Raw genomic sequence first — 23,469 nt, 5'->3', positions numbered from 1 at the left:
ATGCCCATGTCTCCGGTCGCAATGCCGCGCACCGCGCCCTTGTCGTCGTACAGCACTTCCGCCGCCGCGAAGCCGGGATAGATCTCGACCCCCAGCGCCTCGGCCTTGCGCGCCAGCCAGCGGCAGACATTGCCGAGCGAGCCGATGTAGCAGTGATGATTGTTCATCAACGGCGGCATCGCGATGCCCGGTAGCGGGATCGCGGTACCCGCGGTCATCCAGTAGAACTTGTCGGCCTTGACCGGGGTCTTCAGCGGACAGTCGGCATCCTCGCGCCAATCCGGGACCAGCTGGTCGAGCGAGACCGGATCGATCACCGCGCCGGACAGAATGTGCGCGCCGACTTCGGAACCCTTCTCAACTACGACAATGGTGAGATCGGCATTGAGCTGCTTCAGCCGGATCGCGGCGGCAAGGCCCGAGGGCCCGGCGCCGACGATGACAACATCGAATTCCATGGATTCGCGCGGCGGCAGTTCTTCAGTGCTCATGATCAGGTCCCGGCCCGGGTGGAAAAGGTTCTGTGCTGCAGGTCGTTTGTTTCCACTTTTTTCGCCTGAGAACAACCTGGAAATGCCGGGTGAGGCGTTTCGTTGCGGCCAGATCCGATCTAGAATGACAGGATGCCCCCGACATTCCGCCATGACGCCTGAGCGCGCGCCCACCCTTTCGCAGTTGCTGGCCTTTTATCTGGAGGCCGGGGTCGACTGCGCGCTGACGGATACGCCGGTCGACCGGCTGGCCGATCCCGACCTCGCCCCCGTGGCCAGCGAAACCGCGCCTGCAAGACCCGTCAGGGTCGCTGCCGCGCTTCCCGCCGCGCGGGCCGAAGTGGCGCAAGCGCCGGAAGCCGCGATCCTGTCGGCGCGGGAAGCGGCGCGCACCGCGCCGACGCTCGAGGCGTTGCGCGCGCTGCTGGAGAATTTCGACGGCTGCGCGCTGAAATCGACCGCCACGCGGCTGGTCTTTTCCGACGGCAACCCGCAGGCGCGGATCATGTTCGTCGGTGAAGCCCCGGGGCGCGAGGAAGACCTCGAGGGCCTGCCGTTCGTCGGCCGCTCCGGCAAATTGCTGGACCGGATGATCGCGGCGATCGGATTGGACCGCAGCACAGCCTACATCGCCAATGTCATTCCCTGGCGGCCGCCCGGCAACCGCACGCCGACGCCGCAGGAGACCCAGATCTGCCTGCCCTTCATCCAGCGCCAGATCGAACTGGTGAACCCGGACGTGCTGGTCACGCTCGGCAATCCCTCCACCCAAACCCTGCTGTCGACCCGCGAGGGCATCATGAAGACCCGCGGGCGCTGGCTCGACTACGACACCGGCAGCCGCGTGATCCGGGCGCTCGCCACCTTCCATCCGGCGTATCTGTTGCGCTCGCCGTCCTACAAGCGCCTGGCTTGGCAGGATCTGCGCGCGATCGCCAAGGCGCTTGCGCAGGAATCCTCACCCTCATCTTGAACATCACCCTGCTACGGCGTTTTCGGCCGCACGATCGCCCAGCCGATCCGCAGCAGCGGCTGCCGCCCGGTGACGAGCCACTCGAACGCCCGCGGCACCTCGGGCACGAGGCCGGGAAACCGCCGCGCGATTTCGGGCGGCGGCGTGCCGACCGTGTCGGCCGCGCGCCAGACCACGACGCCGCCGGTCTTGTTGAATTTCGCCAGCGATAGCCACGGCGTCCGCTCCGGCGTCGCGTCGAGCAACAGATGGGGACGCGCCGCGTCGAGTGAAATCAGGGCCGCGAGCTGCGCGTCGCCGGTCACCGCCTCCAGGGGGTGGTTGGTTCGCCGCAAAAAACTGTCGCCGAAGAAATTCGCAATCGCCCGCGCCGGCAGCGACGTCGCCACCTCGCCGCCGCCGGTCCAGGGCACGAAGATCGTGGTCGCGAGCACCGCGAGCGCGGGCGCGACGATGGCCGCCGCCCAGACCGAACGCAGCAGACGCTGGCGGCGGAGATGGACGAGATCGCCGGTCGCGACGATCGCGGCCAGCCCCGACATCAGCAAGGCGACGCCCGACCCGCCCACGACGCGATCAAGATCGAACAGGCCGGAAATCAGGCTGCCGAACAACGCGGGGCCGATAGCCAGGCAATAGACGAAATCGCGCGCCAGCGGATCGACCGGCGGGCGATAGATGATCGGCGCATCCTCCCGATTGCGCGCGAACCAGCCGGAATTGAGCGCGACCAGCAGCACGATGCCGGAGATCGCCGCCAGCAGGCCGCCGACCAATGCGGCCCAGTGCAGCGCCCTTGCGCTCAGATCCGCCACCGCCGGCAAATGCGGCAGCGAAAGAGCGTCGGCGCGGATCAGCCAGATCAGATAGGGCAGCGCCAGCACGATGATCACGAGCAGCGCGAACAGCGGATCGAACGACATCAGCGTGCGCCGTCCCCGGGCGGTCGCGAGCACGAACCCGACGATCAGCAGCAACAGGAAGGGCGCGGCGGAGGTGGTCAACAGCAGCAGCCCGGCTTCGATCGACCACGCGAACCACGCGTTGCGCCGGTTCTGGCCGATCAGTTGCCAGGAATGCAGCAGCAGCATCGCCCACAGTGGTCGCGCCAGCACCTCGGGGCCGAACTCGAGGCCGGGCGAACTGAATGCCGCGACCGTCATGGCCAGCAGCACCGCGAGCACCGCCTGTTGTCCGCCGACGATGGCGCGCGAGAGCAGATAGAGCGCCCAGAACATCGCGATCGAGCACAGCTGCGACAGCAGGTAGACGCCCATCATGTGATCGCCGGCGGCGCGAAACGCGATATCGGCGAGCCAGAACGCCAGCGGCGGGCCGAGATAAGTGCCGACCTGGTATTCCCGGCCATAGGCGAGCACGGTGGCGAGGTCGTCGGGAGGGCTGCGATACAGCAGCAGAGGAACCAGCAGCCACAGCGCGGCCTGGCACAGCACCACGAGCCAAACCACGAGCCGCGGCCGGGCGCGGATCAGTTCGATAATCAGGGAGGTGAAACGCATGAACCGTCCGAAATGCCCAAGCCGGCGCTATTGGTTTGATAAAGCGCGTCAGCCGCGGAGGCAACCATGGCGTTTTCGAGCGAGGTGGATGCCGGTTCGGGCGAGGAAAGCACGTCAATCAACGATCGCGGCTTGGAAGCTGATGTCAAATTACGGCTGAAATGGCGACTTCGATCGTCGTGTCCTTGGTGACGACGCTCTCGACCGTCATCGCCTCTTGCCTTTCCCGCGCCGCCACGACCGGCGCAAACAGGCGGCGATGATGCACGGTGGGTCCGAGCCGGCGGAGCGCCTCGAGATGCTCCGGCACGGCGTAGCCCTTGTGCGACTCAAAACCGTAGCCGGGGCAATCCTGCGCCAGCGCGCACATCAGCCGATCGCGCGTCACCTTGGCGATGATCGAGGCTGCCGCGATCGAGACCACCAGCCCGTCGCCGCCGATCACGGCTTCACAGTCGCAGGCGATGTCGAGCCGGTCGCGGCCGTCGACGAAGACGTGCCTCGGCATTTCCGGCAGCGCGTGCACCGCGCGCGCCAGGGCCCACAGCGAGGCGCGCAGGATATTGTCGCGGTCGATCCGAGCGGGCGACGCAAAGGCCACCGCGAACGACGATGTCGCGCAGATTTCCTCGAATAGTTCCTCACGCCGCTCCGGCGTCAGCCGCTTGGAATCATCGATGCCCCTGGGGATTCGCTTGGGGTCCAGCACCACGGCGGCGGCCACCACCGGGCCCGCCAGCGGGCCGCGGCCGGCCTCGTCGCAGCCGGCCACTGGCCCTATGCCGCGCTTGATCAGCGCGCGTTCGCGGCGAAAGCCGGGCGGCGCCACGGCAATCACGCCCTTTGGCAGCTTGGCCAGGCCTTCTTTCGATTTTCCCTTGGCCTGTTCTTTGGATTTTTCCCGAATCATGGTCGGGATCGTGCGCAAGCGGCGCCTGCGGCGCAACCGGGAACTCGACCCAATTCCCGCTATTCACCATCGCCGGTCAGTCCGGCAGATGAATCCGCTGGTCTTCGCCGACCTCGATGCCGGGCGCGACCACGACCTCCCATGGATGATTGTCGGGATCGGCAAAATAGCCGGAATAACCGCCATAATCCGTCTTGTGCGCGGGTTTCAGCAGCGAGGCGCCCTTCGAGACGGCGAAATCCAGCACCGCGTCGACTTCTTCCGTGGACTGGCAATTCCACGCTAATGTCATCCCGCGGAACGCCTGCGGCCGCGGACGGTCGGGCAACGTGACGTCCTGCGCCAGCAGATCCCAGGGAAAAAGTCCGATTGCGGTACCGCCGGTTTCGAAAAACGCGACGGTCTCGCCGGTGGCCTGGAATTTCCTGACAAAGCCGAGCGCTTGGTAGAACGCGATACTGGCGCGCATGTTGCTGACGCCGAGCGTGATCATGGTAAGTCGCGCGACGGGTGCAGCCGTGGTCTCACTCATGCCGGATTTCTCCACGGCTCTAGAACAGGCTCAGTTGCTGGCCGCTGCGCTTGGGCCGGGCGAAATGATCGGTGGTCAATTTCGACCGCCGCTTGTTGAGCCCGAGCTTTTCGCAGGCGATCTCGAACCGGCGGCCGATCATCCAGGCCATCGGCCCGGTGCCCTTCATCCGCGTCCCCCATTGCGAGTCGTAGTCGCGGCCGCCGCGCATGTCGCGGATCAGCGTGAAAATGTGGCGGTAGCGGTCCGGATAATTGGCCATCAGCCATTCGCGGAACAGGTCGCGCACTTCCAGCGGCAGCCGCAGCAGCACATAGCTCGCTTCCTTGACCCCGGCGTGCGCCGCCGCATCGAGAATGCGCTCGATCTCGGCATCGTTCAGCGCGGGGATGACGGGCGCGACCATCACCGTGGTCGGAATGCCCGCTTCGGACAGTTGCCGCAGCGCCTCGAGCCGCTTGGCCGGCGTCGAAGCCCGCGGCTCCATGGTGCGTGCCAGCTTGGCGTCGAGCGTCGTCACCGAAATCGCGACCTTGGCGAGATTGCGCTTGGCCATCCGCGCCAGGATATCGATGTCGCGCGTCACCAGCGCCGATTTGGTCACGATGCCGACCGGATGCGCGGTGCGCTCCAGCACCTCGAGAATGCCGCGCATGATCTTCCGCTCGCGCTCGATCGGCTGATAGGGATCGGTGTTGGTGCCGATCGCGATCATGCGCGGTTCGTAATCCTGCGCCGCCAGTTCCTTCTCCAAAAGCTGCGGCGCGTCGGGTTTTGCAAATAGTTTCGATTCGAAGTCCAGCCCCGGCGACAGCCCGAGATAGGCGTGGGTCGGCCTGGCAAAACAATAGACGCAGCCGTGCTCGCACCCCCGGTATGGGTTGATCGAGCGGTCGAAGCCGATATCGGGAGAATCGTTGCGGGTGATGACTTTTCGCGCGGTGTCGAGGGCGACGGTGGTCTTGAACGGCGGCAAGTCATCGAGGCTCTGCCAGCCGTCGTCGAAGGCGACCCGGGCCTCGGCCTCGAAGCGGCCGCTGGCGTTGGATTGCGCGCCGCGACCGCGCCGCCGCTCGCGCTCGATCGCGACCGCGAGTTCCGGAAAAGGGGTAGGTGCACCCGCCGGTTCGGAGGGCGCCGTGACCGGCGGGTGCTTGAGGGCATGAGAGGATGCTCGGCTCATGGCGAGAACATAGCACGTCACGAGAACAAATCAAGAACATTGATTGTGCCCTGTGGATGATCGATCTCGTTGCGTGGGATCAACATCGGACATCGCTGGAGATGGTGGGTTGGCGTCGCGAGTGCGATGGTCGCCGGCTGACGCCGTGCCTACACATTCTCTCTATATATCTTGTCCACACAACAAAGGATCGATCGGCCGACAAGCTTGTTGCTCCAGGCCATCGCCGAGACATTGTCATGCACACGCCAAGCGCCAACCCTAGTTCGTCAACAGAACGTGATCTGGATCTGCTCGACCGCTACTGGCGCGCTGCGAATTATTTGTCGGTCGGCCAGATCTATCTGCTCGACAACCCGCTGCTTCGCGAACCGCTGCGGCCTGAGCACATCAAGCCTCGTCTATTGGGCCATTGGGGAACCACGCCTGGGCTCAACTTCATCTACGCCCATCTCAATCGGGTCATCCGCACATCCGGCCTGAACGTGCTTTACGTCTGCGGACCCGGTCATGGCGGCCCGGGCATGGTGGCAAACACCTATCTCGAAGGCAGCTACAGCGAGATCTATCCGGACATTGGCCGCGACGCCGAAGGCTTGCGCAAATTATTCCGCCAGTTCTCGTTTCCCGGCGGCATTCCGAGCCACGCAGCGCCGGAAACGCCGGGATCGATTCACGAGGGCGGCGAACTCGGCTACGCGCTGCTGCACGCCTATGGCGCGGCTCTCGACAATCCCGATCTGATCGTCGCCTGCGTGGTCGGCGACGGCGAAGCCGAGACCGGGCCGCTCGCCGCCTCCTGGCATTCCAACAAATTTCTCAATCCCGCGCATGACGGCGCGGTGCTGCCGATCCTTCATCTTAACGGCTACAAGATCGCCAACCCCACCGTGCTCGGCCGCATGAGCGACGACGAGATCCGCCATCTCTTCGTCGGCTATGGCCACGAGCCATTGTTCGTGGAAGGCAGCGACCCCGCGCGGATGCATCGGCTGATGGCCGACACGCTGGAGACCGCACTGGCGAGCATCCGCAAAATTCAGACGACCGCGCGCGACGGACGCACGACAACCGAGCGTCCGAAATGGCCCATGATCGTGCTGCGCAGTCCCAAGGGCTGGACCGGACCGAAGGAAGTCGACGGCCTGAAGGTCGAAGGCTTTTGGCGCGCACATCAGGTGCCGATCGCCAACCCGCGCGGAAATCCCGAACATCTGGAACTGCTGGAGCAGTGGATGCGCAGCTATCAGCCCGATACGCTGTTCGACGCAGACGGCCGGTTCGTTCCCGAATTGCAGGCGCTGGCTCCCGACGGCGAGCGGCGCATGGGCGCCAATCCGCACGCCAACGGCGGACTATTGAAGCGCGAACTCAAACTGCCGGACTTTCATCATTATGCCGTCGACGTCCCCTGCCCCGGCGGCAGCGAGGCCGAAGCCACGCGCGTGCTCGGACAGTTTCTGCGCGACGTCGTGCGCGACAACGCCGAGGCGCGGAATTTCCGGATCGTGGGACCGGACGAGACCACCTCAAACCGTCTCGATGCGGTGTTCGAGGTCACCGAACGCGTCTGGATGGAGGGCATCGAGCCCTATGACGTTCATCTGGCCCAGGACGGCCGCGTGATGGAGGTGTTGAGCGAACACCTCTGCCAGGGCTGGCTGGAAGGATATCTGCTCACCGGACGGCACGGCTTCTTCTCCTGCTACGAGGCCTTCATCCACATCGTCGATTCCATGTTCAACCAGCACGCCAAATGGCTGAAGGTTTCGCGCGGACTGCCGTGGCGTCGCCCGATCGCTTCGCTCAATTATCTCCTCACCTCGCATGTCTGGCGGCAGGACCATAACGGCTTCAGCCATCAGGATCCCGGCTTCGTCGATCTCGTCGCCAACAAGAAGGCCGACATCGTCCGGATCTATTTTCCGCCCGACGCCAACACGCTGCTGTGGATCGCCGACCATTGTCTGCGCACCTACGACCGCATCAACGTGATCGTCGCGGGCAAACAGCCCTCGCCGCAATGGCTGACCATGCGCGAAGCGGCGACGCATTGCGACGCCGGCATCGGAATCTGGCCATGGGCCGGCACTGAAACGGCGAACTCCGAACCCGATGTCGTGATGGCCTGTGCCGGCGACGTTCCGACGCTGGAAACGCTGGCCGCGGTGGATCTGCTGCGAAAAGCCCTGCCGGACCTGAAGATCCGGGTCGTCAACGTGGTCGACCTGATGACGCTGCAGCCGAAGGACCAGCATCCGCACGGCATCAGCGACCGCGATTTCGACGGAATGTTCACGCGCGACAAGCCGGTGATCTTTGCCTATCACGGCTATCCCCATCTGATCCATCGCCTGACGTATAACCGCACCAACCACGCCGGGATGCACGTTCGCGGCTTTGCCGAGGAAGGCACCACGACCACGCCGTTCGACATGGTGGTGCTGAACGAACTCGACCGGTTTCATCTGGCGATCGAGGTCATCGACCGCGTGCCGGGGCTCGACATCACGGCCGCCCACGTCAAGCAGCAGTTTCGCGACGCCCTGATCGAGCATACGCGCTATGTCCGCGAGCATGGCGAAGACATGCCGCAAATCCGCGACTGGGTCTGGCCCTACGGCAGCAACGCAGGCGCCCGCGGCTGATGTCATTTCTCAGCACCGGCGGGAAACATGACAGTTTGATGAATGATCTAGCGCAATGAAGCTGTCGTAAGCGCGGCGCATACAGGCGACATCGATCTCTCGCCGGGTACGCCAATGAAATCGCAAATTATCGAGCAACTCGGACAGGCCGACATTCTGCTGCCGTCGCTGGTCGCGGAAGGGCTCGCCGCCAACGACCGCATCAAGGTTCGCATGAGCGCGCTGCAGGCGGCCGTGCATCACGCGCGCGAACCCGATCGTCCCGCCACCGACCTCCACGTCGAATGCCACGCCGCCGGTATCGCGCCTGCTGCGCTCGCGACCCTGATCGGAGGCGCCCACCTTGCCGGCGACGGCCGGATCGCCGCGCCCAATCTCGCCAGGCTGATGAAGGAAATTCACGACGACGCGGCGACGATGCTGCACGCGGTAGCCGCCGGCAAGCCGGCCGAGGGGGAAACCATGAATGCGCGGCTCGCCGCGATCCGCACTGCCGGTCTGCTCGAGGCCGCCAACGAAATCGAAATCGCGCGGGTCGCGAAGTTGACCGGCGTCGCCGAGGGCGGCGCCGACAGCCTGCACCGGCTGGTGATGGATCTGCACAAGGCACTGAACCGGCTGGCCGCGGATTGCTCCGAGGAGATCCTGAGCGGCGCCCATGTGTTCGGGCTGCACGCCGAAGACCGCGCGCCGGTGGAAAGCTTCATGCAGGGACTCAACGAAACCCGCGTCTTGAAGTTCAACCATCCCGGCCTCGATACGATGGCGACCCGTTCCGGCGGCCGGCTGCTGATTCAAAACGACATAGGCACCACCGACGCCCATGTCGTGGTCATCGCGGTCAAGAAAAATGCCGTGACCGTGACCTACACGGACGTGCACCGGGCGCGCGCCAAATTCTTCATCGCGCTGTTCGACAGGTTTGAAGCGAAATGGAGCGGGCTCGATCGCCATGTCGCGGCGGGACTCGGCGAAGACAACGCCTTCTTCCTCGTCACCGGGCAATACCAGGCCGAAAACGCCGCCGACCGCAACGCGTTCCTTGGCGCGCTTGGCGCGGCGCTGGTGTTCCTGATCGACTGGAACAAGGCGCGCAAGCTGCTGCGCAGCTGGGTCGCCAAGGACGACGCGACGCGCATCCTCGACTGGGCCGCGCGGCAGCGGATCGGCCAGCGCGGCTTCCTCGAGCTCGGCGGCAATGAATTGATCGGCGCGGCGGTACGTAACGCAGCACCGACGCGGATCGGTTTCGGCGAGCGGCTGGATCAGGCGCTCGGGCGCAACGCCGCGGTCGATTTCCTGAAAACCGCGATGCGGGTGTCGACCGAGGCGCTGAGCGCCGGGAGGTCGGTCAGGCTGGTCCGCGACCAGATCGAAGCCGACCTGGTCAGGCGGCTGGAACGCGTCGACGGCGCATTGCTCGCGACCGTGCTGCGCCAGATCGGATTGGCGCACGACATCACCGCCGCCATCGCCCATCATATCGCAGCCCTTCAGGCAGGCCGCGCGATCGACGGCAAGCTGCTCGCGGCGCGCGCCGGCCAGATCGAGCGCAAGGCCGATCGCATCGCCATCGAAGCCCGCAAGGAAGCCACCCGCCTCAACGCCGGCCCGATCATCGAGCAGCTGGTGGACCGGGTCGAGGAGGCCGTCGACGAACTGGAACAGGCGGCCTTTATCGCCTCGCTGGCGCCGGCGGGAATCGATGCCGCGCTGCTGACGGACCTTGCCGGATTGTGCGCGGTCGCCATCACGGCGACGGAAGCCGCCGCTTCCGGGCTCGCCGCGGCGGTCGAAGTCCCGGAAGGACGCCGCGCCGACTCCGAGGACGCACTTAGCGCCGTAATCCGCCTGATCGATGCCGAGCACGCCGCGGATGCACGGGAACGCGATGTCACCACGCGGGTGTTTGGCGGCGGCTTCGACGTCGCGACATCGCTCTCCGTGATCGAGCTTGCCCGCGCCATCGAGCGCGCGACCGACCGGTTGGCCGGGTTCGGACATCTGCTGCGGCGGCACATCATGACCGATCTGTCGGCCTGACCTGAGGATTAAGCCCATGCATATCGTGCGTATCGGCGGCAGATCGACCGAGCAGCATTCCGCCGACGCGATCGGCAACAAGGCCGCCAACCTGGCGCGGATGGCGGCGCTCGGCCTGCCGGTACCGCCGGCCTTCGTGCTGCCGGTCAAGCTTTGCGCAGCCATTATCGACAAGGATGCGCATGCCGAACGCGATTTGCGCGACGGGCTGAAGGAAGGCATCGAGTTCCTGGAAGGCGCCACCGGAAAGCGCTTCGGCGATCACCGGCAGCCGCTGTTGGTATCGGTCCGCTCCGGTGCGGCGCGATCGATGCCGGGCATGCTGGATACGGTACTCAACGTCGGCTGCACATCGCCCGCCGTGCAAGGTCTGATCCGGTTGACCGGCCGGTCGCGGCTGGCGTGGGATTGCCGGCGCCGCTTTCTGGAGAGCTATACCGAGACCGTGCTCGGCCTCGACCCCGCGCCGTTCGCCGCGCGCCTGGCCGAGTTGACGGCAAACGAGGAAGTCTTGAGCGACCGCGAGCTGGACAGCGAGGCGCTGGAACGCCTCGCTGCCGACCAGCAGGCGCTGGTCGAGGATCGCGATGACGGCTGGCTGGAGAATGCGGCGGCGCAGCTCGAAAGCGCCGCAAGGGCGGTCTATCGATCGTGGATGAGCGAGCGGGCGCAAGCCTATCGCCGTCTGCAGAAACTGGATCAGCTCGAGGGCACCGCGGTCACGGTTCAGGCCATGGTGTTCGGTAACGGCGGATTGTCGTCCGGCGCCGGCGTGGCGTTTTCGCGCGATCCATCGACCGGCCTCGCCCAGCCGATGATCGACCTGGTGCTCGACGCCCAGGGCGAGGATGTCGTCTCCGGCCGCCGGACGCCCGATACCGAAGAGACCATCGTGCGCTCGCTGCCGACGATCGCAGCCGAGCTCGGCGATATCCTGAAGCGACTCGAACGGGAATTCGGCGACGTCCAGGATGTCGAGTTCACCATCGAGGACGGCAAATTGTGGATCCTGCAGACGCGCACCGCGAAGCGGACGCCGCGTGCGGCGCTGCGGATCGCCATCGACCTCGTGCGTGAAGGGCTGATCACCAGGCAGGAGGCGCTGGGGCGCATTGCCGGCATCGATCTGGCCGCGCTCGTCCAGATCTCGCTGGTCGCGGCCGGCAAACCGGTCGTCGCCGGCATCGGCGCCTCGGGCGGCATCGCGGTCGGACGCGCGGCGTTCAGTTCCGAAAGCGCCGAACGGCTGGCGGCCGCGGGCGATCCGGTGATCCTGATGCGCCCCGATACCAGCACGGCCGATGTCGCGGGCTTTGCGGTCGCGGCCGGCATCGTGACGGCGGTCGGCGCCCGCACCGCCCATGCCGCGCTGGTCGCGCGCCAGATGGGAAAGCCCTGCATCGTCGGATGCGCAAGCATGACGGTCGACGTGGCGGCCGACCGGGCGCAGTTGGCGGGGACCACGATCTCGGGAAGCGACTGGATCACCATCGACGGCGACGGCGGCAACATCTACCTCGGACGGCGCGACACGGTCGAGACGCGGCCAGAGGCGGAGCTCGCCGAAATCGCGAGCTGGCGGTCAGAGGCCGCTGACCACGCCCACGACGGTCACAAGCCGAAGTCCCCGCGTCATCAGGCCCGGCAGGGATCGGCCGGAGCTTAGCGGGCGTCAGCCCTGAACCACTGCCGCTTGCCAGCCCCTCGTGCCTGTTCCAGTCTCCTTTGCCGCAAAAAAGCTGCACGCGGCGGGCTGCTTTGAATGTGACAAGGTGATAACAGTGCGGGGTTTTTGCCGTCTGGGACAACGCAGCCTCATTCATGCTGAGCGTCATTATCCCCACTGAAGGTGTCGAGCAGTCTGCCGTCGCCACCCTCGCCGCCCTGGTGCCGGGCGCCGCCGCCGGCGTGGTCAAGGAGGTTCTCCTGGTCGACCGGGCCGGTACCGGCGTGATCGAGCGGGTCGCCGATGTCGCAGGCTGCCGCTTCCTGCCAGTCGAGGGTTCCCGCGCGGCGGCCATGGCGGCCGGCGCGCGCCAGGCCCGCTCGCCCTGGCTGATGTTCCTGCATCCGGGCGCGGTGCTGGACTCCGGCTGGATCGAGGAAACGACGCAATTCATCCAGCGCGTCTCGGACAGCGGACGCCCCCGTGCCGGCATCTTCCGCTACGCCCGCTCGCCCTATGCCGACCCAAGCCTGCGCGACGGTTTCAAATTCATCGCCCGCATGATCACCGGGCCGTCGGCGGACCAGGGGCTGTTGATCGCGCACGACCATTACGACCGGCTCGGCGGCCACGCGCCGGACGTCCGCCGCTCCGAGGCAAGGCTGCTGCGGCAGCTCGGCCGTTCCTCGCGCACGCTGCTGCGCAGCCGGATCATCATGGTGGTGTGAGCTACAAGATACTTGCCAAAGTCAAATAATTGTTTGACAATGGCAACTATCGAGGAGACCATGTCGCAACCGGATTCCGACGCGCAAGTTTCGGCGGTACGCGCCTTCAACCGCTTCTACACCCGCAAGCTCGGCGTTCTCGACCAGCAGCTCCTGAAAAGTCCGTTCTCGCTGAGCGAGGCGCGGGTGCTCTACGAACTGGCGCAGCGCGGCAATCCGGCCGCGAAAGAGATCGGGATCGAGCTCGGCCTCGATCCCGGCTACCTCAGCCGCATCATCCAGAAATTCGACGAGGACGGGCTGATCGCCCGCAAGCCGCTCGCCTCGGACCGGCGGCAATACCAGCTCAGCCTGACGGCAAGGGGCCGCCAGGCCTTCGCCAAGGTGGAGCGCAGTTCACAGGACGATGTCGCGGCGATGCTCGCCGCGCTGCCGCCCGGCGGTGTCCGGCGCCTGATCGAGGCGATGACCGCGATCGAGCGGCTGCTCGGCGCATCGCAAGGTCCGCCGCCGCCCGCGATCCTGCGCGATCCCCGCCCCGGCGACATGGGCTGGGTGGTGCAGAGCCATGGCGAGCTGTACGCCCGCGAATACGGCTTCGATTCCTCGTTCGAGGCCCTTGTCGCCGAGATATCAGCCAAATTCCTCGCCTCCTTCGACGCCTCGCGCGAGCGCTGCTGGATCGCCGACATCGACGGCACTCAGGTCGGTTCGGTGTTTCTGGTCCGGCATAGCGACGATGTCGCCAAGCTGCGATTGCTGCTGGTCGATCCGGCCGGGCGCGGACAGGGATTGGGGCGGCGGCTGGTCGGCGAATGCGTTTCGTTTGCGCGGGCCTGCGGCTATCGCAAGATCACGCTGTGGACGCAGAGCATCCTGCTGGCCGCGCGAAAAATCTATCAGGATGCCGGATTCGTGCTGGTGGCCACCGAGCCGCATCGCAGTTTCGGGCAAAGCCTGATCGGCGAGACCTGGGAACGCGAATTGTGACGCCGCTAGGCCGTCGCGCCCTGCGCCTTGGGGCGGCGCAGGTGTTCGTCCAGCCGCGGCATGATCTCGACGAAATTGCAGGGCCGCGTGCGGTAATCGAGCTGGCTTGAGAGAATACCGTCCCAGGCGTCGCGGCAGGCGCCCGGCGATCCCGGCAGGCAGAAGATGAAGGTGGCGCCGGCTGTGCCCGCGGTGGCGCGGCTCTGGATCGTCGAGGTGCCGATCTTGGCGTGGCTCAGCATGTGGAACGCGATCGAGAAGCCGTCCATCCGCTTCTCTAACAACGGCTCGACCGCCTCCGGCGTCACGTCGCGGCCCGTAAAACCGGTGCCGCCGGTGGTGATGATGACATCGACGCCCGCGTCGGCGATCCATCGCTTGACGATGACGCGGATCGCCTCGACGTCGTCGACGATGATCTCGCGCGCCGCCAGATGATGACCGGCCGCGGTGAGCCGCTCCGCCAGCGTAGTTCCGGATTTGTCGTCCGCCAGCGTGCGCGTGTCCGAAATCGTCAGCACCGCGATGTTGAGCGGGATGAATTCTTTCGACTCATCGATGGAAGACATTCACTACGCTCCCCCGCCGAACGTATTGCAGGCCCGCACCGTGCCCTGCTGATAGCCGGTCATGAACCATTGCTTGCGTTGCGCGGCGGAGCCGTGGGTGAAGGAATCAGGCACCACCCGCCCCGTCGCCTGCCGCTGCAGCGTATCGTCGCCGATCGCGGAAGCCGTCGTCAGCGCCGAGTCGATGTCGCCGGCCTCGAGGAAGCCCGGACGCTTCTTCTCCTCGCGATTGACCCAGACGCCCGACAGGCAATCCGCCTGCAGCTCGATCTTGACCTGCAGGGCGTTGGACTCCGCCTTGCTGCCGGCCTGCTGCTGCAGCCGCGTCACGCGCGGCAGGATTCCGAGCAGGTTCTGGATATGATGCCCGGCTTCATGGGCGATGATGTACGCTGCGGTGAATTTGCAGGCATTGCCCGAGCAGCCGTGAAACCGTGTCTCGACCTCGCGGAAAAATCCGGTGTCGAGAAAGATCTGCCGCTCCGGCGGACAGTAGAACGGCCCCATCGCCGACTGCGCCATGCCGCAGCGCCCGCCATTGGTGGCGTTGCGGAACAGCACGATTTTCGGACCGGTGTAGGATTGCCCCGAGGTCTGGAAGATTTCGCTCCAGCGATCGTCGATCTCGCCGAGGATGCCGGAGATCATGCTGCCCATCTCGTCGGTCGGCGCGCCGGTCTTGGCGGGGCCGGACCTGCGATCGGTTTGATAGCTCGGCGCCTGGCCGCCGCCCAGAATCTCCGCGCCGCCGATCAGGATGCGCGGATCGATGCCGAACGCGTAAGAGATCAGGCCGAGCACGATGATGGTGCCGATGCCGAGCCCGCCGCCGCCGATGGGAAGACCGAGGCCGCCGCCACCCATTCCGCCGCCGCTGTCGTCGCGACGGTCTTCGATATCGTCGCTGCGACGGAAGTCATCGTAACGCATGGCGTATGTTCCTCGTTCCGGTCTGCCTGCAGCTTGAAAGTCCGCCGGCGGTGCATTCGCCGATATCCAACGCGGCAATCACGTAAAATTTCCATTCGTTTAATCAATAACCCGCCCGGCAAAAATTGCCTAGCGAGAAAGAATTACCCGGTTAAGTCGATTTTTACTTTGCCTCGTCAATGTACGGCCAGTCGGTTGTTTAGTCCCGCGTCGCCGACAGCGTCGCCTGAGTCAGAGTATTTGAGTCATGGTTGTGTCGCGTCGCGGGGCGTCTGCAAGGGCGCCCCGCACTAAATTCGAGTCCCCGGAGAGTACCCGTATCGTCGTAGGCGATTGCGTCGCCGAGATGTCGAAACTGCCGGCCGGTTCGGTCGACCTGGTGTTCGCGGACCCGCCCTACAATCTGCAGCTCAAGGGTGACCTCAAGCGCCCCGACGAATCCCACGTCGATGCCGTCAACAACGACTGGGACAAGTTCGCCTCCTTTGCGGCCTACGACGATTTCACCCGCGCCTGGCTGCTGGCCTGCCGCCGCATCATGAAACCGTCGGCGACACTGTGGGTGATCGGCTCCTATCACAACATTTTCCGCGTCGGCGCGATCATGCAGGACCTCGGCTTCTGGGTCCTCAACGACATCGTCTGGCGCAAGACCAATCCGATGCCGAATTTCCGCGGCCGCCGCTTTACCAACGCCCACGAAACCATGATCTGGGCCGCCCGCGACGAAAAAGCCAAAGGCTATACCTTCAACTACGAAGCGCTGAAGGCGGCCAATGAGGACGTGCAGGCGCGTTCCGACTGGCTGATCCCGCTGTGCACCGGCGAGGAACGGCTGAAAGGCGCCGACGGCAAGAAGGTCCATCCCACGCAAAAGCCGGAAGGGCTGCTGGCGCGCGTGCTGCTGTCGTCGTCGAAACCGGGCGACCTCGTGATCGATCCCTTCAACGGCACCGGCACGACCGGCGCGGTAGCAAAACGTCTCGGCCGCCGCTACATCGGCTTCGAGCGCGACAAGACTTATGCTGCGGCCGCAGAAGCGCGCATCGCCGCCGTCGAACCGCTGCCGGAAGCCAGCCTGGCGCCGTTCATGACCGCGCGCGACGCGCCCCGCGTCGCGTTCTCCGAACTGATCGAGCGCGGCATGATTTCGCCCGGCACCAGACTGGTCGATTCCAAGAAGCGTCACGGCGCTTTGGTCCGCGCCGACGGCGCCATCATGCTCGGCGACAAGGTCGGCTCGATCCACCGCATCGGCGCAGTGGCGCAAGGCGCCGGCGCGTGCAACGGCTGGACCTTCTGGCATGTCGAGACCAACAAGGGCTTGAGGCTGATCGACGAACTGCGCGCCGAGATCCGCTCCGAAATGGCGGCGGGCTGAAAATTTTTCAAAGAAATCGTTGGTAACGCGGCGCGAACGGCGCCCTTCCCCAGCATCTCCACGAGATGTCGTCCCCGCGAAAGCGGGACCCATGCGCCGTGCCGGGCCTGGTAAGAAAAAGCTGTTCGACGGCCTTCGCGCAGCAAAGCTTCCTGTGGTTATGGGTCCCTGCGTGCGTCGGTTGCGCCCTTTGCAAAATTTGAGCATGGACGCCCGTCCATGCCATAGTCACCACGTCCCGATCTTTCTCGGCAACAAAGGCAAAGGGGAGAACTTGATGCTCAAATTCTACTTCAACGGCGCGCCGAACCCGAACAAGGTCGCGCTGTTTCTGGAAGAGTCCGGGCTTCCTTACGAGCCGGTACCGGTCGACACCCGCAAGGGCGACCAGTTCAAGCCGGAATTCCTGAAAGTAAATCCGAACGGCAAGGTGCCGGCGATCGACGATGACGGCGTGTTCGTGTTCGACTCCAACGCGATCCTGCTCTACCTCGCGGAAAAGACCGGCAAGTTCCTGCCGCCCAGCACGCCCAAGAACCGCGCGCAGCTCTTGTCATGGCTGATGTTCGTCGCCTCCGGCATCGGGCCGTATTCGGGCCAGGCGGTGCATTTCAAGCACTTCGCGCCGAAGGAACTGGACTATGCGCACAACCGCTACCAGTTCGAAGCCCACCGCCACTACGGCATCCTCAACGATCATCTCGCAGGCAGCCGCTACATGGTCGGCGGCACCTACACCATCGTCGACATGGCGTTCTGGGGCTGGGCGCGGATGGTGCCGTTCGTGCTCGGCGACGACGCCTTCGCCAAATATCCCAACGTCAAGCGCCTGCTCGACGAGGTCTCGGGAAGGCCGGCCGTGGCGCGGGCGATCGCGCTGAAGGACAAGTTCACCTTCAAGACCGAGATGGACGACGAGGCGCGTAACATCATGTTCCGCCATCTCAAGACCAAGGCGGCGTGACCGGACCGGTGCATCAGCCCGAAATGGCAAAACGGCGCCCTTCGCGGGCGCCGTTTTTTATTCTGCGCTCGTTCCAGAACGACTTGCCGTTTCGCGGGTGATTCCCGACCGGCAAAACCTATGGTCGGCGCAAGCGCTCGCCGGGTTCGCTGGCAGTCGGCTTCAAACGACAAAGACACGGCTCGTCGCGACACCGACGCAACCCGATCTTGCTCCGCGCGACCAATCATCAGTTCCGAAAGTTTACGCCGAGGTCGGTTCCGTGATCGAGCCTTGGTCTCGAAATCTTGCACAAGGAGACGATGATGTTCCGCGCGACGGGTCCCGGTCAGATCGAGGTCAGCGCGGGTTTCTCGGGCATCGGCGTCCTGCAGGCGCTGCTCTGGAATTTCGACTTCGACGATTTCGCCGGCTACAAATTCAGAGGTTTGAAGCCGCAGCACTCCGCCTTTCTGAAAGACAAAGTCTTCCCGCTGCTTGAAAACGATACCGGTCAAATCTGGATGTGCGGGGCGGCGAGCCGCATCGGCACCGCCGGCTGGAACATGGATCTGTCGCGGAACCGCGTGATCACGGTGGCCGGCTATTTGTCCGAGCTCGGAATACCTGCCGAACAGATGCAGACCGACGCCATAGGCAATACCCAGACAGCCACGCACGCGCTGGATGAGGATCGCGACCGGTCGGTCTTGCTACGGGTGGTGCCGAAGATACATTTCAAGCCGATCGTAAAGCCGGACCTGCCGCGCCCCCTCCCGCCGAAGCCCAAGGTCAGCAGGAATTTCAAGATCGCCATGCTGCTTGAGGTTGACGGCTCGATTTCGTTTGCGGCGAAGGAGTTCATCAAGAAGATCGTCAAGGGCAGGGTCGGAGCGGGCATTGCGTTTGCCAGCGCGATCTTCAGCATATGGGACACGGAAAACCACTTGAAGTGCACATATGTCTATGCCGCAGTCGGGCTCGGTGTCGGACTGAACCTTCCAAAGACTGGCGGGAGGTCGGGTACCCTGCACGGCGACTGGACCGCATTCACCACCGAAAAGCCGATCTCGTGTTCGCAGTTCGGCCGTACGATGCGCTTTACGACGATCGGCATCGGCGATGTCAGCAAGACCTGGGTCCGCATCGAAACGCCGCCGGGGGTCGACGACGTCTACATATCGATCGCGACCGGCACGACCATAGGCGGCGGGGCTTCAACCTTCCCCGCCCATACCAGCGCGTTTATTCCGCTGGAACACCCGAAGCCGTTTGCCGGTCCATGAAGGAGGCGGTCAATTCGTGGGCCTCGGGCCCGTTTTCGTCTCAATCGTCAATCGCCGCCACGGCCTCGATCTCGACCAGCCAACCGGGCCGCGCCAGTCGGCTGACGACGACCAGCGTGCTCGCGGGCGGCTTCGCAGTATTGACGTAGCGATCACGGATCGCGCGCAGCTTCGGCACTTCGGTCTGATCGACCTCCGCGACCAGGTAGATATTCAACTTGATGATATCGGCCATGGTGCCGCCGGCCGCCTCGACCCCGATCTTGAGATTGCCGAACACCTGTTCGACCTGCGCCTCGAAATTACCCTCGCCGACCAGCTTGCCGGACGCGTCGCTCGAGACCTGGCCCGCCAGATAGATCAGCGTACCCTTGCTGACTTTCGCGATATGCGAATAGCCCGCCGGCGGCAGCAACGTCGCCGGGCTCAAAAATTCCTTGCCCATATCGATCTCCTCCTCACGTCCGCCGGAACGGCTTGCCGATCTCGCTGACAATTTCCGGCCGGCAGATGCCTATATCCTGTAACTCGCGCTCGCTCATGACAGCGAGTTGACGCCGGGTGCGGTGGCGCTCCCACCAGACCCGGACGACGGCGAAAATACAATCGATGCGGGCCGGCATGGAAGCCGGGAGATTTCGCGATCGCCGTCGTCGAGCATGATTGTTGCCGGGGACAAACGCTGCTCAGGGTCTCAGCCCGTGCTTCCGCACTTCCGGAAACGGCCCCAGCACGCGCTCGACCAGCGCGGAGTCGCAATATTCCTTGATTTGCTTGATCCTGCCGTTCTCGATCCGCCACACCATGCAATATTGATTGTCGTAGCGCAGCCCGGCCCTGGTGACGTTGTCGCCCCTCGCCTCCACCACGACCTGGTCGCCTTCCGCGATGAAGTTGAATGCCACGGTGCGCGGCCGACCCGCGAAGAACGAGCGGAAATGGCCCATCAGGCCGTCCTGGATCGCGTCACGCCCCCTGAATTCATGCGACCACGAATACTGGCCGGTCACGATCCAGGTCGCATCGTCGGCGAGGTTGTCGGCGAAGGTCGTGCCGCTGCGGCTCGCGGAGTCCGCATAGACCTGTTGCACGAGTTTCTTGTTGGCTGCTGCTTCGCTCATGGGCTGTTTCTCCGCTGATCTGAAGTTACAGATCATCGCGCGCATTGCGGTATTCTTCCAATCGATATTGAATATGATATATATTCATCCAATGAATTTGAATTCGCTCGATCTCAATCTGCTGGTGGCGCTCGACGCGCTGCTGAGGGAAGCCAGTGTCGGCCGGGCGGCGATGCGGATCGGGCTGTCGCAGCCGGCCGCGAGCCACGCGCTGCGGCGGCTGCGCGAGGTGCTCGGCGATCCCCTGCTGGTCCGCACCGGCGCACGGATGGAACTGACGCCGCGGGCGCAGGCGCTGCGCGGGCCGCTGGCGCAGGCACTCGACCAGGTGCGCGGACTGTTCATTCCCGACGATTTCGATGCGGCCAGCAGCGAACGGCAGTTTCGCCTGATGATGCCGGATCTCGCCGTGGAGCTGCTGGTGCCGCCGCTGATGGCGAAGATCGCGCAGGCAGCGCCGAACGTCCGGCTCGACATCGTGCCGTGGCGGGGGCCCGCGATCTTCAGCGCGGAATTCGCGCGCACCATCGATCTCGTGATCTCGATCGGCGACGCCTTCAAGGGATTTCACCGCCAGCTGCTCTATGCCGACCGCGACGCGCTCGCGGTGCGGCGCGGCCATCCCGTGAGCGTAAAACTCGCGCGGCGCGATGCCTTTCTCAAAGCAAGGCACGTCGCCGTCGTCATCCGCGGCCAGAACGAGGATCTGATCGACGGCTGGCTGCGGGCAAAGGGAATCGAGCGGCGCATCGCGCTGGTCGTGCCCGGCTATCTCGAGGCGCTGCATATCGTGGCGCGCACCGACCTCGTGGCCTTCGTGCCCCGGCGGCTGATCGCGGCACTGGCAAAACCATTGTCGCTGACGGCGGTCACGCCGCCGCTCGACCCCGGCATCGACGAACAGTTCATGTTCTACCCGACGCGGGCCCAGCTCGACCCCGGCTCGATCTGGCTGCGCCATCTGATGCTGCAAACCGGACGCGAACTGGACCGACCGAAACGCAAGGCCGCGTAGCAATCCGGCACTAATCTCTCGTCGTCCCGGCGAACGTTGAAGCAAATGCGATCATCGTTGGCATTGCGTGTTTGCATTCGATCAAGGACCAAAACCGAGTGCACGTTAACCACGATCCGATACGACACGCGACGAAATCCCGTTCCTGATTGTGCATAAGAGAAAATTAAGGTTGATTAATCTCGTTGTTTAGCGGTCGCGAAAACAGGCGGTCGCAGCGTTGGGGGCGAGATTGAGAACGGTCTGGATCGCGGCCTTTTGCCTTGCACTACTTGGCGGGTTGTTCGCCACCAAAGTCACGGCATCGATGGCTCCCACTGAGGAAATCGCGCCTGATCCGACGGTGGTCAGCACCAGCCTCGTACAGGACACCCTGACTAAGTCTGACAAACTCGACGTCGGATATCTTCTTCCTTCTGCGGATACGAATGGAGACTTGCCCACGAAGGCGATGGAGGTTCTTCAAACCCCGTCGAGGATAGCGGCAGGCAGAAGCTCACGGGGTCTGAAGGGTCCGCATGCAAATCGAATTGCCGTGATGCTGCCCAAGCCCCGACCCAAGATCAGATTGTCGAAGAACAATAATCCCTCAAAGGCTGCTGGCGATCCGAAAAGCTGCGTTCAGCCCGATGGCTTGGGTGGCCTGCTATTGTCGTTGAGCGGTTCGCTTCGTTGCGGCTGACAATTCGCTGCGAACCGGCCCGCATGCGCAGGCGCACGTGCGGCCCGTTGGCTTGACCGGGACGCATCGAGTTCGTTCGCTCAGCTCTCGTCCGCCAGCACCTTCTTCACCGCAGGCCGCTCGGCCATGCGCTTGCGGTGATCGGCCACCTTCGGCAGGGTCGCGATATCTACGCTGTCGCCTTCCAGCCAGCCCGACAGCGTAAACAGATAGGGATCGCAGATCGTGTAGGTTTCGCCCATCACCCACGGCCCCTTCAGCATGTTGCGTTCGATCAGCGAAAAGCAGGCCGCCATGGTTTCCGGCACCTTGCGTTTCATATCCGCGAACGAAGCCTCGTCGCTCGCCCAGCGGTAGCCCCGCCCCTTGTGGGCGTGCGCCACATGAACGGTGGAGCACAGATAGCTGTTGAAGGCCTGCACCTGCGCGAAGGCGAATGCGTCGTCGAGCGGCGCCAGCTTCGCTTGCGGAAAGCTCTGCGCGACGAAGGCGAGCATCGCCGGCGTCTCGGTCAGGATGCCGCGGTCCGTCACCAGTGACGGCACCCGCCCCTTCGGATTGATGGCGAGATATTCCGGGCTGTTCTGCTGGTTGCTTTTGAAATCAAGCCGCTCCGCCGTGTAAGTAGCGCCTGCCTCCTGCAACGCAATATGGGACGCGAGCGCACAGGTTCCGGGGGCATAATAGAGTTTCAGCATGTTGGTCCTCATGGGAAGCGCGAACCTTAATGGCGCGGCTTCCGGCCGTTCATCCCCGGCTCGCGATGGACGGGTCTTCGCGGTTGCCCACGACCGCGCTGCCGTGCCATGACGATACCACCAGGGAGGGCGTATCATGACCGTACTCATCGCCGGCGGCGGCATCGGCGGGCTGACGCTGGCGCTCAGCCTGCATCAGATCGGCGTTGCCGCCAAAGTGTTCGAAAGCGTGCCTGCGTTGAAGCCGCTCGGCGTCGGCATCAACGTGCTGCCGCACGCCGTGCGCGAGCTGATCGAGCTCGGGCTGCTCACGGAGCTTGACGAAGCCGGTGTGCGGACCAAGGAACTCGCCTATTTCTCCAAGCACGGCAAGCCGATCTGGAGCGAGCCGCGCGGCCTCGAGGCCGGTTACAAATGGCCGCAATTCTCTGTTCATCGCGGCACGCTGCAGCAGATTTTGCTCGATGCCGCGATCGAACGGCTGGGGCCGGAGAACATTATCACCAGCCATCACTTAAGCGACTGGACTGAAACCTCCGACGGCGTGCGCGCCGATTTCATCGACAAGGCGACCGGCAAGCCGGCGGGCAGCCATGACGGCGCGCTCCTGATCGCCGCCGACGGCATTCACTCCCGCGTCCGCGAGAAGCTTTATCCGCAGGAGGGGCCGCCGATCTGGAACGGCCGCATTCTCTGGCGCGGCATCACCGCGAGCGACGCGTTTCTGTCCGGCCGCACCATGATCATGGCCGGCCACGAGATCCTGAAATTCGTCTGCTATCCGATCTCGAAGGAAGCCGACGCGTCAGGCAAATACCAGATCAACTGGGTCGCCGAGCGGCACATGCCGCCGACCTACCAGTGGCGCCGGGAGGATTACAACCGCACGGCACGCCTGGAAGAGTTCCTGCCCTGGTTCGAGAGCTGGAAATTCGACTGGCTCGACGTGCCCGGCCTGATCCGAAACTGCCCGCGGGCTTACGAATATCCGCTGGTCGACCGCGATCCGATCCCGCAATGGACCTTCGGCCTGACCACGCTGATGGGCGACGCCGCGCATCCGATGTATCCGATCGGCTCCAACGGCGCGTCGCAGGCGATCCTCGATGCCCGCGTCCTCACCCGCGAGATTCTGGCGAAGGGCCAGACCCATGACGCGC

At 64.5% G+C, this 23,469-nt stretch carries 22 protein-coding genes; 11 read left to right on the top strand and 11 right to left on the bottom strand.

The genetic code is table 11. The features are described from left to right. A partial coding sequence (locus QZ213_RS06535) for an NAD(P)/FAD-dependent oxidoreductase (protein WP_291685247.1) occupies positions 1-491 on the bottom strand: 491 nt, incomplete at its 3' end. A 151-nt stretch (positions 492-642) separates the two neighbouring features. Between QZ213_RS06535 and QZ213_RS06530 the strand changes: the two genes are divergently transcribed. After that, positions 643-1,464, top strand: coding sequence for a uracil-DNA glycosylase (locus tag QZ213_RS06530; RefSeq protein ID WP_291685246.1), 822 nt, complete (start codon positions 643-645; stop codon positions 1,462-1,464). Between the two features lie 11 nt (positions 1,465-1,475). Here the strand turns inward: QZ213_RS06530 and QZ213_RS06525 are convergent, their stop codons facing one another. The 4 genes from QZ213_RS06525 to QZ213_RS06510 form a co-directional block, all read right to left on the bottom strand. After that, on the bottom strand, positions 1,476-2,984 hold the full coding sequence (locus QZ213_RS06525) for a glycosyltransferase family 39 protein (protein WP_291685245.1): 1,509 nt from the start codon (positions 2,982-2,984) through the stop codon (positions 1,476-1,478). Positions 2,985-3,129: 145 nt separating this feature from the next. Beyond that, positions 3,130-3,930 (bottom strand): ribonuclease HII, encoded by an 801-nt coding sequence (locus QZ213_RS06520; protein ID WP_291685244.1) that lies wholly within the window; start codon positions 3,928-3,930, stop codon positions 3,130-3,132. A 40-nt stretch (positions 3,931-3,970) separates the two neighbouring features. Next, positions 3,971-4,426: a VOC family protein gene (locus QZ213_RS06515; protein WP_291685243.1), complete on the bottom strand. Its 456-nt coding sequence runs from the start codon at positions 4,424-4,426 to the stop codon at positions 3,971-3,973. 19 nt (positions 4,427-4,445) lie between these two features. Then, positions 4,446-5,609 carry a PA0069 family radical SAM protein gene (locus QZ213_RS06510; RefSeq protein ID WP_291685242.1) on the bottom strand — a complete coding sequence of 388 codons (1,164 nt, stop codon included), beginning with the start codon at positions 5,607-5,609 and terminating at the stop codon, positions 4,446-4,448. Positions 5,610-5,848: 239 nt separating this feature from the next. On the opposite strand from QZ213_RS06510, the gene QZ213_RS06505 reads away from it, so the two are divergent. The 5 genes from QZ213_RS06505 (at position 5,849) to QZ213_RS06485 (ending at position 13,684) form a co-directional block, all read left to right on the top strand. Then, complete coding sequence (locus tag QZ213_RS06505) at positions 5,849-8,257, top strand: phosphoketolase family protein (RefSeq protein WP_291685241.1); 2,409 nt, start codon at positions 5,849-5,851, stop codon at positions 8,255-8,257. A 114-nt stretch (positions 8,258-8,371) separates the two neighbouring features. After that, positions 8,372-10,300 (top strand): hypothetical protein, encoded by a 1,929-nt coding sequence (locus QZ213_RS06500; protein WP_291685240.1) that lies wholly within the window; start codon positions 8,372-8,374, stop codon positions 10,298-10,300. A 16-nt stretch (positions 10,301-10,316) separates the two neighbouring features. Further along, positions 10,317-11,966 carry a PEP/pyruvate-binding domain-containing protein gene (locus tag QZ213_RS06495; RefSeq protein WP_291685239.1) on the top strand — a complete coding sequence of 550 codons (1,650 nt, stop codon included), beginning with the start codon at positions 10,317-10,319 and terminating at the stop codon, positions 11,964-11,966. 155 nt (positions 11,967-12,121) lie between these two features. Further along, positions 12,122-12,694: a glycosyl transferase gene (locus QZ213_RS06490; RefSeq protein ID WP_291685238.1), complete on the top strand. Its 573-nt coding sequence runs from the start codon at positions 12,122-12,124 to the stop codon at positions 12,692-12,694. 60 nt (positions 12,695-12,754) lie between these two features. Then, positions 12,755-13,684: a helix-turn-helix domain-containing GNAT family N-acetyltransferase gene (locus QZ213_RS06485; RefSeq protein WP_365885050.1), complete on the top strand. Its 930-nt coding sequence runs from the start codon at positions 12,755-12,757 to the stop codon at positions 13,682-13,684. A 5-nt stretch (positions 13,685-13,689) separates the two neighbouring features. Here the strand turns inward: QZ213_RS06485 and moaB are convergent, their stop codons facing one another. Together moaB and QZ213_RS06475 are read right to left on the bottom strand one after the other, a co-directional pair. Then, positions 13,690-14,253, bottom strand: a complete 564-nt coding sequence (moaB, locus tag QZ213_RS06480; protein ID WP_291685236.1) for a molybdenum cofactor biosynthesis protein B — start codon at positions 14,251-14,253, stop codon at positions 13,690-13,692. Positions 14,254-14,256: 3 nt separating this feature from the next. Beyond that, complete coding sequence (locus QZ213_RS06475; protein WP_291685235.1) at positions 14,257-15,183, bottom strand: neutral zinc metallopeptidase; 927 nt, start codon at positions 15,181-15,183, stop codon at positions 14,257-14,259. 247 nt (positions 15,184-15,430) lie between these two features. On the opposite strand from QZ213_RS06475, the gene QZ213_RS06470 reads away from it, so the two are divergent. From QZ213_RS06470 to QZ213_RS06460, 3 genes are all read left to right on the top strand, one after another. Continuing rightward, positions 15,431-16,564 (top strand): site-specific DNA-methyltransferase, encoded by a 1,134-nt coding sequence (locus QZ213_RS06470; protein ID WP_291685234.1) that lies wholly within the window; start codon positions 15,431-15,433, stop codon positions 16,562-16,564. A gap of 277 nt (positions 16,565-16,841) precedes the next feature. After that, positions 16,842-17,528 carry a glutathione S-transferase N-terminal domain-containing protein gene (locus tag QZ213_RS06465; protein ID WP_291685233.1) on the top strand — a complete coding sequence of 229 codons (687 nt, stop codon included), beginning with the start codon at positions 16,842-16,844 and terminating at the stop codon, positions 17,526-17,528. A 305-nt stretch (positions 17,529-17,833) separates the two neighbouring features. Beyond that, a complete protein-coding gene (locus QZ213_RS06460; protein WP_291685232.1) occupies positions 17,834-18,793 on the top strand; it encodes an OmpA family protein in 960 nt (319 codons plus the stop codon). Between the two features lie 40 nt (positions 18,794-18,833). Here the strand turns inward: QZ213_RS06460 and QZ213_RS06455 are convergent, their stop codons facing one another. The 3 genes from QZ213_RS06455 to QZ213_RS06445 form a co-directional block, all read right to left on the bottom strand. Continuing rightward, positions 18,834-19,238: a RidA family protein gene (locus QZ213_RS06455; protein WP_291685231.1), complete on the bottom strand. Its 405-nt coding sequence runs from the start codon at positions 19,236-19,238 to the stop codon at positions 18,834-18,836. 13 nt (positions 19,239-19,251) lie between these two features. Continuing rightward, complete coding sequence (locus QZ213_RS06450; RefSeq protein WP_291685230.1) at positions 19,252-19,416, bottom strand: DUF1127 domain-containing protein; 165 nt, start codon at positions 19,414-19,416, stop codon at positions 19,252-19,254. A gap of 63 nt (positions 19,417-19,479) precedes the next feature. Further along, positions 19,480-19,914: a nuclear transport factor 2 family protein gene (locus QZ213_RS06445; RefSeq protein ID WP_291685229.1), complete on the bottom strand. Its 435-nt coding sequence runs from the start codon at positions 19,912-19,914 to the stop codon at positions 19,480-19,482. A 91-nt stretch (positions 19,915-20,005) separates the two neighbouring features. Here QZ213_RS06445 and QZ213_RS06440 point away from each other — a divergent pair, with 91 nt between their 5' ends. Further along, positions 20,006-20,929 carry a LysR family transcriptional regulator gene (locus QZ213_RS06440; RefSeq protein WP_291685228.1) on the top strand — a complete coding sequence of 308 codons (924 nt, stop codon included), beginning with the start codon at positions 20,006-20,008 and terminating at the stop codon, positions 20,927-20,929. Between the two features lie 762 nt (positions 20,930-21,691). Here the strand turns inward: QZ213_RS06440 and QZ213_RS06435 are convergent. Beyond that, entirely contained in the window at positions 21,692-22,309 is a 618-nt protein-coding gene (locus QZ213_RS06435) for a glutathione S-transferase N-terminal domain-containing protein (RefSeq protein ID WP_291685227.1), read from the bottom strand. A gap of 136 nt (positions 22,310-22,445) precedes the next feature. On the opposite strand from QZ213_RS06435, the gene QZ213_RS06430 reads away from it, so the two are divergent. Further along, a partial coding sequence (locus tag QZ213_RS06430) for a flavin-dependent oxidoreductase (RefSeq protein ID WP_291685226.1) occupies positions 22,446-23,469 on the top strand: 1,024 nt, incomplete at its 3' end.

Source organism: Bradyrhizobium sp. (assembly GCF_017881085.1).
Taxonomy (GTDB): domain Bacteria; phylum Pseudomonadota; class Alphaproteobacteria; order Rhizobiales; family Xanthobacteraceae; genus Bradyrhizobium.
Note: the sequence above shows the minus strand (reverse complement) of the source record. Positions and strands in the feature narration are given on the sequence as shown.